13 protein-coding genes and 1 pseudogene are annotated in these 13,951 nt (G+C 37.7%); 13 read left to right on the top strand and 1 reads right to left on the bottom strand.

The genetic code is table 11. The features are described 5' to 3' along the window. Positions 1 to 30 precede the first annotated feature (30 nt). The 12 genes and pseudogenes from JCM14932_RS07430 (at position 31) to JCM14932_RS07375 (ending at position 11,084) form a co-directional block, all read left to right on the top strand. A complete protein-coding gene (locus JCM14932_RS07430; protein WP_025024329.1) occupies positions 31 to 873 on the top strand; it encodes a DegV family protein in 843 nt (280 codons plus the stop codon). 44 nt (positions 874 to 917) lie between these two features. Continuing rightward, positions 918 to 1,778 (top strand): GDSL-type esterase/lipase family protein, encoded by an 861-nt coding sequence (locus tag JCM14932_RS07425; protein ID WP_025024328.1) that lies wholly within the window; start codon positions 918 to 920, stop codon positions 1,776 to 1,778. A 2-nt stretch (positions 1,779 to 1,780) separates the two neighbouring features. Next, the gene (locus tag JCM14932_RS07420; protein WP_025024327.1) at positions 1,781 to 2,377 is read left to right on the top strand and encodes a YpmS family protein; all 597 of its coding nucleotides are present in this window, start codon (positions 1,781 to 1,783) and stop codon (positions 2,375 to 2,377) included. 21 nt (positions 2,378 to 2,398) lie between these two features. Then, positions 2,399 to 2,623, top strand: coding sequence for a YozE family protein (locus JCM14932_RS07415; protein ID WP_025024326.1), 225 nt, complete (start codon positions 2,399 to 2,401; stop codon positions 2,621 to 2,623). Positions 2,624 to 2,632: 9 nt separating this feature from the next. Continuing rightward, positions 2,633 to 3,487, top strand: a complete 855-nt coding sequence (ylqF, locus tag JCM14932_RS07410) for a ribosome biogenesis GTPase YlqF (RefSeq protein WP_025024325.1) — start codon at positions 2,633 to 2,635, stop codon at positions 3,485 to 3,487. A gap of 1 nt (position 3,488) precedes the next feature. Next, positions 3,489 to 4,262 (top strand): ribonuclease HII, encoded by a 774-nt coding sequence (rnhB, locus tag JCM14932_RS07405; protein WP_025024324.1) that lies wholly within the window; start codon positions 3,489 to 3,491, stop codon positions 4,260 to 4,262. 25 nt (positions 4,263 to 4,287) lie between these two features. Next, positions 4,288 to 5,109: a DNA-processing protein DprA gene (gene dprA / locus JCM14932_RS07400; RefSeq protein ID WP_025024323.1), complete on the top strand. Its 822-nt coding sequence runs from the start codon at positions 4,288 to 4,290 to the stop codon at positions 5,107 to 5,109. Positions 5,110 to 5,221: 112 nt separating this feature from the next. Then, positions 5,222 to 7,306, top strand: a complete 2,085-nt coding sequence (gene topA, locus JCM14932_RS07395) for a type I DNA topoisomerase (RefSeq protein ID WP_025024322.1) — start codon at positions 5,222 to 5,224, stop codon at positions 7,304 to 7,306. 41 nt (positions 7,307 to 7,347) lie between these two features. Next, a pseudogene (gene xerC / locus JCM14932_RS14925) lies at positions 7,348 to 8,204 on the top strand (tyrosine recombinase XerC). Between the two features lie 13 nt (positions 8,205 to 8,217). Continuing rightward, positions 8,218 to 8,742 (top strand): HslVU peptidase proteolytic subunit, encoded by a 525-nt coding sequence (hslV, locus tag JCM14932_RS07385; RefSeq protein ID WP_025024321.1) that lies wholly within the window; start codon positions 8,218 to 8,220, stop codon positions 8,740 to 8,742. Positions 8,743 to 8,757: 15 nt separating this feature from the next. After that, positions 8,758 to 10,197 (top strand): ATP-dependent protease ATPase subunit HslU, encoded by a 1,440-nt coding sequence (hslU, locus tag JCM14932_RS07380; RefSeq protein ID WP_025024320.1) that lies wholly within the window; start codon positions 8,758 to 8,760, stop codon positions 10,195 to 10,197. An 11-nt stretch (positions 10,198 to 10,208) separates the two neighbouring features. Further along, entirely contained in the window at positions 10,209 to 11,084 is an 876-nt protein-coding gene (locus JCM14932_RS07375; RefSeq protein ID WP_025024319.1) for an aldose 1-epimerase family protein, read from the top strand. Positions 11,085 to 11,103: 19 nt separating this feature from the next. Here the strand turns inward: JCM14932_RS07375 and plsY are convergent, their stop codons facing one another. After that, entirely contained in the window at positions 11,104 to 11,724 is a 621-nt protein-coding gene (plsY, locus tag JCM14932_RS07370; protein WP_025024318.1) for a glycerol-3-phosphate 1-O-acyltransferase PlsY, read from the bottom strand. A 219-nt stretch (positions 11,725 to 11,943) separates the two neighbouring features. Between plsY and parE the strand changes: the two genes are divergently transcribed. Then, positions 11,944 to 13,944, top strand: coding sequence for a DNA topoisomerase IV subunit B (parE, locus tag JCM14932_RS07365; protein WP_025024317.1), 2,001 nt, complete (start codon positions 11,944 to 11,946; stop codon positions 13,942 to 13,944). The last annotated feature ends 7 nt before the right edge of the window (positions 13,945 to 13,951 follow it).

Genomic DNA, 13,951 nt, shown 5'->3' with positions numbered 1-13,951 from the left:
ATAATGAAAACCCTATGAAAGAGGGATAAAATGAGCAAAGTAAAAATCATTACCGACTCGTCGGTACAAATTACTCCAGAGGAAATCGAAAAGTACGATATTGGAGTTGTTCCACTTACAATTAACATCGATGGTAATACTTATACTGATGGTGTTGATATTACTCGTGAAGAGTTCGTTCAAGAAATGGATACGTCAAATGAATTACCCAAGACTTCTCAGCCTTCTATCGGAACATTTATGAGTATTATTGACAAAGTTCCAGCTGATTATACTGATATTTTGTCGTTGAACATGACTGAATCTATTAGTGGTACAGTTAACGCTGCTAGACAAGTGGCTGAAATGACCGATCGTAAAATGGAAGTAGTCGATACTGAATTCACTGATCGTGCGTTAGCGTTCCAAGTTATTCGTGCTGCTCAACTTGCACAAGAAGGCAAGTCGATCGATGAAATTAAGCAAGCAATTGAAGTAGTTCGTGATCACACATATTTGTACATGGGTGTTACAAGTATTGAAAACATCTTACGTGGTGGACGTTTAAGTAGATTCGCCAGCACTTTGTCGACACTATTGAACATTAATCTTGTTTTGACATTGAAGAATAACAGCTTGGATATTGCTAAACGTGGCCGTGGTCGCAAGACAATTGAAAAATACATGAACAACGTTATGGAAGAAGTTAAGAGCTTAGAGAATATCAAGGCTATTGGTATTTCATACGTTGATAAGATGGATTATGTAAATGAATTAAAAGATAAATTAAAAGAAATTGTACCGGATGTTCCCTTACTCATTAGAGTAACTAGCCCAGTTATTGCTACACATGCTGGTTCAGGAGCTTTCGCAATTGAATTTTATACAGAGTAAAAGCTGATGAAAACATCAGCTTTTTTTGAAAGATGGATTAATATATGAAGAAAAAAAGTATATGGATCACAATAATTGTGATTGTTTTAGTAGTAATTGGTGGCGGATTAGGTTATTATTTTACTCAATCTAAAACCAGTGATCAGACTGCTGATACTAATAAGACCGAAAATGTAACTAAGAAAAAGAAGAAAAAAGTCATTCCTAAGAAAAGTACGATTAATATTGTTGCAGTCGGTGATTCTTTGACCGAAGGAATAGGTGATTCTAAGTCAATTGGTGGCGGATATGTGACTCGATTGAAGAATAAGGTCCATGACAAATATAAAGTGAAGACTAATGCGTATAATTATGGAGTTTCTGGTGATACTAGTAATCAGATCATGACTAGAATTCAAAATGATAATAAGATGCACGAGGACCTTCCTAAGGCTGATATCATCACTGTTACCGTTGGCGGAAATGATTTTATGCATTTACTTAAGCGTAAGGGTATTGACCTGACAGCGACTGATATTGCGAATGAACAGTCCAAATTCGACGAACGATTGAAACAATTGTTGTCAGATATTAGAAGTTACAACAAAGAAGCACCGATTTATTTGATAGGTATTTATAATCCGTTTAGTATCTATTTATCAAATATTAAAGATGCTAAGACAGCATTTATTAATTGGAACAAGGGTTCAGCACAAGTTGCTGCAACCGTGAATGATACTTACTTCATCGATATCAATAATCTCTATATGTCTAAGAAGGCAATGAAAAAGGTTAAAAAAGACGGTGTTAATCCATACCTGTATACAGAAGATCATTTCCACCCCAATGCAGTCGGGTATGATATGATGACTGCTAAGGTTTTTGAGGAAGTAAGTAAAACATCGAAGGAATGGCTGATTAAATAGTTATGAAGAAAAGAAATTATTGGAAATATGCATTTATCGCTTTAGTAGCAGTTTTAGTAGTTGGTCTAGGAATTTTAGGGACTAAGGTTTTTAGTTCACCAAGTGAAACTTATCAAGTATCATCTAAGATAGAATCACAAAATAACAAAGTATTTTCGGTTGATATGGACAAAGAAGAAGCTAATAAGATGGCGCAATACTATCTGAAGAACACTTTGAATGATGGTAAAACTGAATATCAATTGAAGTTAAAAAGTGACGCTGAATTGACTGGAGCCATTGCTTTCTTGGGTTCAAAGATCCATTTCACATTGGTCATGTCACCCTTTGCCAAAACCAATGGTGATGTATTATTGAAGGCTAAAGCCATTAAAATTGGCGATTTGTCATTGCCGATCAGCTTTGTTATGAATTACATTAATAATAGTTTTAAGGTTCCTGAATGGGTCAGTGTGAATAGTAAGGATAAGACTATCTTGCTGAAGTTTACTAAATTCACGACCAAAGAAGGATATGGAATCCGTGCCAAAAAGATTGATTTGAAGAACAATATACTTAAATTTGATATTATGAACGAAAAGATCACTAGTAAACAATAATTGTATTTCAGAGGAGGAGTAATGAAGCGTAGTTTTTATGAGTTTTTAATGACGTTAAGAAACGCGGATAGTACTGAACCAGAAGCAGAGTTTGCTGCCAATGCTCACCGCGATCAGTCTTTTCCTAAACAAGAAACAGATTATGAAAGAATATCCAACTATTTAGAATTGAATGCTGGGTATTTACCAAGCATGACAATTTTTGATGAAGCGTACCAAAAGTACCAAGACACAGACAGAAAATAGGTGATAAATATGGCGTTACAATGGTATCCAGGACATATGAATAAGGCAAAGAATCAAGTACAAGACCGACTAAAAATGGTTGATATCGTACTTGAAATCGTTGATGCACGTTTGCCTTTTAGCTCAAGAAATCCAGTATTGGAACAAATTATTGATCAAAAGAAGCACATTATTATTTTGAATAAGGCTGACTTGGCTGATCCCAAATTAACAGCTGATTGGAAACTTAACTTTGAACAAGAAGGTACACCAGCGGTTGAGTTAGATGCTAAACATAATAAAGGATTAGGTAAGATCAATACACTTATTCATCAGGAGCTTGCTGACAAAATCGCCAAGTATGAGAAGAATGGTGTTAAGAACTACCGTATCAAGGCAATGTGTATTGGAATCCCTAATGTTGGTAAATCGACGATCCTTAATCGTATCGTGGGTAAGAATGTTGCCGTTACTGGTAACAAACCCGGCGTTACCAAGAATCAAAATTGGTTGAAGACAAAGTACGATATCGATTTATTAGATACCCCTGGTATTTTGTGGCCTAAGATCGACGATCCTAAAGTAGGGATGAAACTAGCACTTTCAGGTGCTATTAAGGATAAAATCTATGCTCCGGATGATGTTGCCATCTATGCATTGAACTTCTTAGAAACTCATTATTTGGATCGTTTATTAGATGTATATAAGCTAGATAGAGCGGATCTTTTGAATCATACAACGTCTGAATTATTGATGCATTTGACGGAAAAGTTTGGCTATATTGAAGATTATGAACGGGCTTCAAGACGTATCATTGATGACGTTCGTAAGCTTAAAGTTGGTCGGATCACCTTTGATATTCCAGGTGAATTCTATGAAGAATAAGTTGACCATCAAGGACGTTAAGGAGTTATTAGCCGGTGATGTAGATCAGAATGATCTAGAATTGTTGGCTGATGATAAACGGACCGGTGTTCAAAAATTATTAACGCAATATTTCAAAAAAGAACAGCAAAAATCTGAACTCATCGAGAAATTTCATAAAAAAGAATTTCTTGAACGGGATTATTGGGATCATGGTTTAACAGTCGCTGGTGTGGATGAAGTAGGACGTGGCCCGTTGGCTGGTCCAGTCGTCACCGCCGCGGTTATTTTGCCTGCCGACAATACCTTGTACGAAGTTGATGACTCGAAGAAGTTAACTGCCAAAAAACGTGACAAAATCTATCGTCAAATTTGTGAGCAGGCTATTGACATCAGCATTGGTGTGGGAAGCCCTCAATTGATCGATCGAGAGAATATTTATCATGCTACAGAACTTGTCACGAGGGATGCCATCGACCGTTTATATCTGAAGCCAGATCATATTTTAGTTGATGCGATGACTATTCCAGTAAATATCGGTCAGACTAAGCTTATTAAAGGTGATTCAAAGTCGTTGAGCATTGGAGCAGCCAGTATCGTTGCTAAAGTGTCCAGAGATAGACTTATGAGCGCTTATGATAAGCTCTATCCTGAATTTGGATTCTTGAAGAATGATGGTTATGGTACTAAAGAACATCTTCATGCTTTGGATGAGTTCGGTCGAACACCGATTCATCGCTTGAGTTTTTCACCAGTTCGCAATACAAAAAAGGTATATCAAACACCATTTTCGTAATTTATTATGAAGGTGGTTTTTTTATATGAAAAATAAATTGACAGAATTATTAATTAAAGCAAGATTAACGATGATGATTTCAAATCAAGAAATGCTTTATATTATCAAAATTTCACAGAATAGTGATAATCTGGAACAAGATGCTTTTTTATTTCTCAAAAATAAATGGCGTGGAGAAAAATTTAACCAGTTTCTTCCATTATTTAGGCAACAAAATGTGTCCGATATTTTGGCGATAAATTATCTTAGTGATGAATATCCAGATATTTTACGAGAAATTTATAATCCTCCTGCGTTGTTGTTTTATCGTGGAGATATAAAGTTGTTAAAGACCAATTGTCTAGCGATAGTTGGAGCCAGAGAGGCTACAGAATACAGTTATCGCTGCATTAACGGCATTATTTCTACAATCAAGTCTCAGTACACGATCGTCAGTGGATTGGCTAAAGGGGTCGACGGATGGGCACATCAGGCCGCTTTGAATAATCATGCTAAAACGATCGCAGTGATCGGCAATTGTTTGGATGATTATTACCCTACCAAAAACAAAAAATTACAAGATGATATCTTCGAATATGGTCTGGTGATCAGTGAATATCCACCTGGTTGTCACATAATGAGGTGGCATTTTCCGCAACGAAACCGTATAATCGCAGGTGTCAGTCAAAAAGTGATCGTTACTGAAGCCAAGGAAAGAAGCGGCTCATTGATCACTGCCGAAATCGCATTGCAAGAAAATAGAGACGTTTATGCCATACCTGGGAGAATCGGAGATACCCTTTCTCTTGGTTGCAATAAATTGATCGAAGAAGGAGCAATTCCGTTGATTAATTTTAAGGAATTGTAGATAACGCTTTCGCAATTCGGTAATTAAATGTATCATTTGAATTGACAATTTTAAAAAATCATATAATATATTGAACAGTTTTAATTGATTCATTCAGAAAGGAGCACTTTACGTGCCAGCGAAACAAAAGAATTTGGTGATTGTAGAATCACCCTCAAAAGCAAAAACAATTGAAAAGTATTTGGGACGTAATTATCACGTAGTTGCTAGTTTGGGACATGTTCGTGACTTACCTAAGAGTCAAATGGGTATCGACTTTGAACATGACTACCAACCTAAGTACATTTCTATTCGTGGTAAAGGTCCTGTCATTAAAGATTTGAAGAAAGAGGCTAAAAAAGCCAAACGAGTATATCTCGCAGCCGATCCGGATCGTGAAGGAGAGGCTATTGCATGGCATGTTTCTCATTTATTGGGACTCGATGTTGACGGAGATAACCGTGTTGTATTTAACGAGATCACTAAGGATGCTGTTAAACAAGCATTCAAAACACCTCGTAGTATTGATATGAACTTGGTTGATGCACAACAAGCACGTCGTGTGTTGGACCGAATCGTTGGTTATTCTATCTCACCAATTTTGTGGGCTAAAGTCAAAAAAGGTTTGAGTGCCGGACGTGTTCAATCAATTGCATTGAAGTTAGTAATTGAACGTGAAAAAGATATTAAAAAGTTTGTACCTGAAGAATACTGGACTATTGAATCCATTTTCAAACATGGTAAAGATAAATTTAAAGCTAATTTTTATGGAGTCGATCACAAAAAGCTTGAATTAAAGAATAATGATCAAGTACAAGATGTTCTTGGTCGTATCAACAAGACTGATGACTTCGAAATTGAAAAGGTTACTAAGAAGGAACGTAAGAGATTCCCTGCCGCACCATTTACAACTAGTTCACTTCAACAAGAAGCTAACCGTAAGTTGAATTACAAGACTAGAAAGACAATGATGATAGCTCAACAACTTTACGAAGGAATCAACCTTGGTAGAAAAGAAGGTACTGTAGGCTTAATTACTTATATGCGTACTGACTCCAAGCGTATTTCTAAAGTTGCTCAAACAGAAGCATCTGAATTCATTCATGCAGAGTATGGTGAACCATTCGCTGCTGTTAAGATGCGTAAGGACAAGAATCAAGAAGGCGCCCAGGATGCCCATGAAGCTATCCGTCCATCTTCTGTCCTACGTACACCTAAGTCACTAAAAGACATCCTTAGCCGTGACCAATTCCGTTTGTATGAATTGATCTGGTCAAGATTTGTTGCCAGTCAAATGACACCAGCTGTTTATGACACAATGACAGTTGATTTAACACAGAATGGCGTAATGTTCAGAGCCAATGGTTCAAAGATCAAGTTTGAAGGTTACCGCAAGGTTTACCAAAGTACTTCAGAATCTAACAAGAAGGATAATATTCTTCCTGAATTGGCTGAAGGTGATAAGGCCAAGCTTCAATCAAATGACCCTGCACAACATTTCACACAGCCACCAGCAAGATTTACTGAAGCATCATTGGTTAAGGCATTGGAAGAAAATGGTGTTGGTCGTCCTTCAACGTATGCTCCAACAATCGATACTATCCAAAGACGTTATTACGTTAAATTGAACGGTAAGAGTTTTGAACCAACCGAACTTGGTGAGATCGTTGATAACTTGATTCAAGATTACTTCCCTGACATTGTTAATATTGATTTTACAGCTCACCTTGAAGATGAACTTGATGAGATCGAAGAAGGCAAGGAAAATTGGGTCGAAGTAGTTGATCACTACTACAAGCCATTTGCCAAGGAACTTGAGTCAGCCGAAAGCAAAATTGAAAAGGTTCAGATCAAAGATGAACCAGCTGGTATGGACTGTGACATCTGTGGCGCCCCAATGGTTATCAAGATGGGACGCTATGGTAAGTTCTATGCCTGTTCAAGATTCCCTGATTGTCGTAATACTAAGCCAATCGTTAAAGAAATCGGTGTAGTTTGTCCTAAGTGTAAGAAGGGCCAAGTTATTGAGAGAAAATCTAAGAAGAATCGTATTTTTTATGGTTGTTCAAGATATCCTGATTGTGACTTTGTTTCATGGGACAAACCAATTGGCCGTGATTGTCCTAAGGATGGTCACTATCTAGTTGAAAAGAAAGTTAAGGGTGGTCGTCAAGTTATTTGTCCAAATGGCGACTATGAAGAACAGGTTCAAAAATAGTGATAGAACAAGATTTAATTGATAAGTTCATTGATTATTTGATGATCAATCACCATTATTCTCAAGATACAAAGAGCTCATATTTAGAAGATATTAATAATTTTGTGAAATTTTTGGATCAGAATGGTGGTTTCAAAGGATTCACAAAAGTCAATCGCGTTGATGTTGAAACTTATTTGACCTATTTGGATGAAAAAGATTATGCTGACGAAACAGTGGCTAGGAGAATTTCTGCGTTGCGGTCGTTTTATAATTTCATGTTGCGCAATAAATTCATTAAGACTAACCCATTCGATTTAGTTCAGTTACGCCACAAGGGAAGAAAACTTCCACGTTTCTTTTATGAAAAAGAAATGAATCAACTCTTCGAAGCTGTGAAGGGCGATGATCCTCTTTCTGAAAGAAACTCAGCTTTGTTAGAGTTATTATATGCTACAGGGATGCGTGTCAGTGAATGTTCCAACTTGCAATTAGAGCAATTGGACTTTACTAATGGCATTGTCCTCGTACATGGTAAAGGTGACAAAGATCGCTATGTTCCCTTTGGCAGTTATTCCATTAATGCACTAAAACGTTATATCGATGACGGCAGAAAAAAATTGATGGCCGCTGGTAAACAGGACCATCAATTTGTCTTTGTCAATAACCGTGGTAAGGGTCTGACTAGTCGTGGGATTGAATATATCTTGAATCAAGTTATCAAAAAACTAGTTTGACTTCAGATATCCATCCCCATATGATTCGTCACACCTTTGCCACACACATGTTGGATCATGGCGCTGATCTGAGAACAGTTCAGGAGTTACTTGGACATTCGAGTCTTTCGACGACACAGATCTATACACATGTGACGATGGAACATCTACAAAAAGACTATAAAAAATATTTTCCAAGGTAAGGCAGGTAAATAAATGACTACTATTGTTGCAGTTAAACATGATGGCCATACAGCTATTGCTGGTGATGGACAAGTTACATTAAGTGAGAAATTCATTATGAAAGGCTCAGCCCACAAGATCAGACGTATCTTCGATGATCAAGTTATTATCGGATTCGCTGGTGGTGTCGCTGATGCTATTACATTGCAAGACTGGTTAGAGAAGAAATTAAAATCATATTCCGGTAATCTTAAACGTGCTGCGGTTGAATTAGCTCAAGACTGGAGAAAAGATCCTACTCTTCAAAAGCTTGAGGCTATGTTGATCGCCATGGATAAGGATAACCTGCTATTGATCTCTGGTAGTGGTGAAATCATCGAACCAGATGAAGATGTAGTGTCGATTGGTTCAGGTGGTAATTTTGCTCAAGCCGCAGCAATCGCTATGCAACGCCATGCTCAAGATATGGATGCAGAACAGATTGCTCGTGAGTCGATCAAAATTGCTTCAGGAATCGATATTTTTACAAACGATAATATTATTTCAGACAAATTTTAAATTGGAGAGTAATAAATGGACAACATTTTAACACCTAAAGAAATAGTCGCTCAATTGGATAATTATATTATTGGACAGGATGATGCTAAGAAGGCTGTTGCGATTGCATTGTACAATCGTTATCGCCGTATGCAAGTCCCAAAGAAGTTACAACAAGAAATTACTCCAAAGAACTTGATGATGATTGGACCAACTGGTGTTGGTAAAACCGAAATTGCTCGACGTCTGGCTAAAGTTGTTAAAGCTCCATTCGTAAAGGTTGAAGCTACTAAGTTTACTGAAGTTGGATACGTTGGACGTGATGTTGAATCAATGGTTCGTGATTTGGTCGACGTTGCAGTAACGATGGAAGAAAAAGAAAAGTTCGATGAGATTCGTCCTGAAGTTCGTCGTGACGTTGATAAGAAATTGGTTAAGTTACTAGTTCCCGGTATCAAGAAGGAACGCCGTCAAGAAAATAACAATATGGACTTTATGTCTATGTTGAACAACCTTCAAAACTCATCAAACTTACAAGATGCATTGGGTGGTCAAAATAATAACGATGACGATCCCGATAGTAATGCGGATGTAACTGACGAAGTACGTGACCAACGACTATCAGTTAAAGAACAATTGGATAAGGGCTTGCTTGAAGACCACGAAGTTACTATCAAAGTTGAAGAATCACGTAAAGTGAACCCTATGAATGACCAAATGGCTCAAATGGGTCTTGATATGGGTGGCATGATGGATTCGTTGATGCCTAAGAAGATGATCACTAGAACTCTGACAGTTAGCGAAGCACGTGAATTGTTGATTCAACAAGAATCACAAAAACGTGTCGATCATGATGAGATCTATCAATCAGCAATCGAACGTACTCAAAATAACGGAATTATCTTTATTGATGAGTTTGATAAGATTGCTGCCGGAAGTAAGAAGAATTCTGGAGAGGTTTCTCGTGAAGGTGTTCAACGTGATATTTTACCCATCGTTGAAGGCTCACAGATCAATACTAAGTATGGTGCCGTTAATACTGATCATATTTTGTTCATTGCTTCTGGTGCTTTTGCTGAAAGCAAACCTAGTGATTTAATTGCTGAATTGCAAGGACGTTTTCCAATTCGTGTTGAATTACAAGATTTGACTGAGGAAGACTTTATTCAAATCCTAACTAAACCTGACAATGCTTTGACTAAGCAATATGTTGCATTGACTCGTGCAGATGGAATTCATTTAACTTTTACTAAAGAATCAGTTGAAGAGATTGCAAAAATCGCTTTCAACCTTAATAATACTAATCAGAACATTGGTGCCAGAAGGTTGGCAACCGTGCTAGAAAAGATTTTGGCAGATATTCTATATGAAGGTCCAGATATGCAAATGGGTGATATTACGATCACTCGTGAGTACGTCAAAGAGCAAGTCGGTAAAATTGCCGATGATCAGGATCTATCGCGTTATATTCTCTAGGGGGAAAGATTATGGAAATGTACGAATTAAAGAACGACTTCTTAACCGTTCAAGTCAATTCAAAAGGTGCTGAATTAAGCAGCATCAAAGATGACAAGGACGTTGAGTTCATTTGGCAAGCAGATTCAAACTTCTGGGGTAGACATGCGCCAATCCTCTTCCCAATTGTTGGACGTTTAAAGGATGACCATTACTTTATTGATGGCAAAGAATATAAGATGACACAACATGGATTTGCTAGAGATCAAGAGTTCACTCTTGAATCACAAACAGATTCAAAGCTTGTTTTGACACTCACAACAAGTGAAGCAAGTCTTGCTAAGTATCCATATCACTTCAAGTTGAGTGTTATTTATCAACTTGTTAAAGATACAGTACAAGTTAGTTACTTAGTCGATAGTCTTGAAGAATCAGACGATATGTACTTCAATATTGGTGCACATCCTGGTTTCTCAGTTCCATTTGACAAGAATCTTAAGTTCGAGGACTTCAATGTTGAAGTTGATCCAGCTGAAACAAGAACAAGTATTCCTATCGTAGAACACCAAATCGACCTTGATACTGAACACAAAGTTGAAAATCAAAACTTTGCAATGAATCGTGATGAATTCAAAGACGATGCTGTTGTCTATCGCTTAAACGATCCAGCAGTAGTATCGATCTCAAGCGAGAAGTCAGCACACAAGCTAACTCTTGATACAGGAAATGCCAAATACTTCGGTATGTGGTCAACATATCCTGATGCAGGTAACTTCATGTGTATCGAACCATGGTGGGGACTTGCTGACAAGAAAGACAGTGACAATAACTTTAAGACTAAGTATGGCGTTAACAAATTGGCTCCTAGCGAACAATTCGAGGCATACTTCAGTATTTCAATTAAGTAGACATAAAAAAAACGACCAATTATTTTTGGTCGTTTTTTTGTTGGCGTTTATAAGCTAATCCAATAGGAACGAGATTTTCTTTTCCTTTGATCAAACGCTTGATATTCGGTATGTGACGTACATATACGATAATAGTGACGATGACCGCTGCTGTGGTCAAAATCCAGTCATGCAGGAATATAGATGCAATGGCGAAGAATAAGACAGTTGTTAAGCTTGCCACACTGACCATACTAGTAACATAGACGATCGTTGCTAGACAGATAAAACAAATTGCGAACAATAGTGGATTATAGGCTAGAAGAATACCAGCACTCGTAGCTACTGCTTTACCACCACGGAATTTGAGGAAGATCGAAAAGACATGCCCGATTACGGCAAAAATTCCAATGAATAAGATCCAATGATGATCGAGTCCGAAGAACACAGGCATCAGTGCCCCTAAAGTTCCTTTCAAGATATCGACTACTAAGACCCCTGTACCTGCATATGGGCCGAATACTCGATATGCGTTAGTTGTTCCAACGTTTCCACTACCGTAGTTAAAAATATTTTTATGGAAAAATACTTTACCAACTATGTATGCGGTTGGGAATGAGCCAATTAAGTAGGCTAGAATTGCACAAATGAGAAGTTTCATATAAAAATCACTCTCTATGTTTTATTTTTTGGTATATTGTAACTCTAAGGTATTTTTATTTCGAATAACAAATACCAACTTAGACATTATCTACTAAAACGACTAAAAAGTAAAAGTCTAAAAATCGAACATATGTTCAAAAAGATTCTTAGGTGTTAAAATATAGTGATATAATAGTAAAATGTCGAGCTAGTAATTAATAAAAAAGGAATGATATAAATGCCAAAATCATCTTATGATGATTCGTCGATCCAGATTTTGGAAGGCTTGGAAGCTGTTCGTAAGCGTCCAGGTATGTACATTGGTTCAACTGATACTCGTGGACTACATCACTTAGTCTATGAAATCGTTGATAACGCGGTTGACGAAGCTCTATCAGGATTTGGAAAAGAAATAAACGTTACGATCAATCATGACGGTAGTATCACGGTTGTCGATCATGGACGTGGAATGCCTACAGGGATGCACTCCAGCGGTAAGCCAACAATTGAAGTTATCTTAACGGTACTTCATGCCGGTGGTAAGTTCTCCGAGAATAGTTACAAGACTTCCGGTGGACTTCACGGGGTTGGTTCTTCTGTTGTTAATGCATTGTCCGAATGGATGACTGTACGTGTTGTACGTGACCATAAAGTATACGAAGAAAGATTTGAAAATGGTGGCCATCCAGTTGGAACACTCAAGAAGACTGGAACGACCAAGGAAGATAGTGGTACGACTATCAGCTTTAAGCCTGATGCAAGTATCTTCCAAACAACTAAATACAATTACGATACGTTAGCCGAAAGACTTCGCGAATCAGCTTTCTTACTTAAGGGTGTTAAGTTCACTATCACTGACAAACGTGGTGAGGAAGAAAAGACTGATGTTTTTCATTATGAAGATGGTATTCAATCTTTCGTTAAATATCTAAACGAAGATAAAGATACGATCGGCGGTATTTTCTATATTGAAGGTACTAATTCAGATATGGAAATCGAATTTTCTGGTCAATATAACGACGGATACTCAGAGAACATTATTTCATTCGTCAATAATGTTAGAACCGCTGATGGTGGTACTCACGAATCTGGTATGAAGTCAGGGCTTACTAAGGCGTTCAATGATTATGCTAGAAAAGTTGGATTGTTGAAGGAGAATAGTAAGAACCTTGAAGGCAGCGACGTTCGTGAGGGGCTCTCAGCTATCATTTCAGTCCGTATTCCCGAAGAGATCCTTCAGTTTGAAGGTCAGACCAAAGGTAAATTGGGTACACCGCAAGCCAGATCTGCTGTAGATCAGCTAGTATACGAGCAGATGAGCTTTTATTTGATGGAGAATGGGGAACAGGCCCAAACTCTTGTAAAGAAGTCTCTGAAGGCGCGTGAGGCACGTGAAGCGGCTAGAAAAGCGCGTGAAACTACTAGAAATGGTAAGAAAAACAAAAAAACTGATGGCTTATTGTCTGGGAAGCTTACTCCAGCGCAATCTAAGAATGCTGCTAAGAATGAGCTATTCTTAGTCGAGGGTGATTCAGCTGGTGGTTCCGCTAAGCAAGGTCGGGATCGTAAGTTCCAAGCTATCTTGCCATTACGTGGTAAGGTTTTGAATACTCAAAAAGCAAAACTTGAAGATATTTATAAAAACGAAGAAATCAATACAATGATTTATACTATCGGAGCCGGTGTTGGTGCAGACTTCAAACTAGAAGACCGCAATTACGATAAGGTAATTATCATGACCGATGCCGATGATGATGGTTCCCACATTCAGATTCTATTGTTGACATTCTTCTATCGTTACATGAGACCATTAGTTGATTCCGGACATGTCTATATTGCTTTGCCACCTTTGTACAAGCTACAAAAGGGTAAGGGTGAAAAGACAAAGATGAAGTACTGCTGGACTCCTGATGAGTTGAAGAGTGCTATCAAAGAAATGGTTAAAGGCTACGAATTACAACGATTTAAGGGTCTTGGTGAAATGAATGCCGATCAGTTGTGGAATACAACTATGGATCCTGAATCAAGAATTTTAATTCGTGTCAATATCGACGATGCTGCTCTAGCTGAGCGCCGTGTTACAACACTGATGGGTGACAAAGTTAAACCTAGACGTGACTGGATCGAGAAGAATGTTCGATTCAACGGTACAGAAGAGGGCGACAATATTTTGGAAAAGGTCGACGAGACTGATCCAATCGATAATAAAATCGTTGATGATTTATTGAATAAGGAATAGGTGATAT

It is taken from the genome of Companilactobacillus nodensis DSM 19682 = JCM 14932 = NBRC 107160, from assembly GCF_000615905.1.
Taxonomy (GTDB): Bacteria; Bacillota; Bacilli; order Lactobacillales; family Lactobacillaceae; genus Companilactobacillus; species Companilactobacillus nodensis.
Note: the sequence above shows the minus strand (reverse complement) of the source record. Positions and strands in the feature narration are given on the sequence as shown.

Excerpts from the sequence above, each read along its gene's own strand:
- JCM14932_RS07430 (WP_025024329.1), top strand. The coding sequence starts at position 31 with ATGAGCAAAGTAAAAATCATTACCGACTCGTCGGTACAAATTACTCCA.
- JCM14932_RS07425 (WP_025024328.1), top strand. The coding sequence starts at position 918 with ATGAAGAAAAAAAGTATATGGATCACAATAATTGTGATTGTTTTAGTA.
- JCM14932_RS07420 (WP_025024327.1), top strand. The coding sequence starts at position 1,781 with ATGAAGAAAAGAAATTATTGGAAATATGCATTTATCGCTTTAGTAGCA.
- JCM14932_RS07415 (WP_025024326.1), top strand. The coding sequence starts at position 2,399 with ATGAAGCGTAGTTTTTATGAGTTTTTAATGACGTTAAGAAACGCGGAT.
- ylqF (WP_025024325.1), top strand. The coding sequence starts at position 2,633 with ATGGCGTTACAATGGTATCCAGGACATATGAATAAGGCAAAGAATCAA.
- dprA (WP_025024323.1), top strand. The coding sequence starts at position 4,288 with ATGAAAAATAAATTGACAGAATTATTAATTAAAGCAAGATTAACGATG.
- hslV (WP_025024321.1), top strand. The coding sequence starts at position 8,218 with ATGACTACTATTGTTGCAGTTAAACATGATGGCCATACAGCTATTGCT.
- hslU (WP_025024320.1), top strand. The coding sequence starts at position 8,758 with ATGGACAACATTTTAACACCTAAAGAAATAGTCGCTCAATTGGATAAT.
- JCM14932_RS07375 (WP_025024319.1), top strand. The coding sequence starts at position 10,209 with ATGGAAATGTACGAATTAAAGAACGACTTCTTAACCGTTCAAGTCAAT.
- plsY (WP_025024318.1), bottom strand. The coding sequence starts at position 11,724 with ATGAAACTTCTCATTTGTGCAATTCTAGCCTACTTAATTGGCTCATTC.
- parE (WP_025024317.1), top strand. The coding sequence starts at position 11,944 with ATGCCAAAATCATCTTATGATGATTCGTCGATCCAGATTTTGGAAGGC.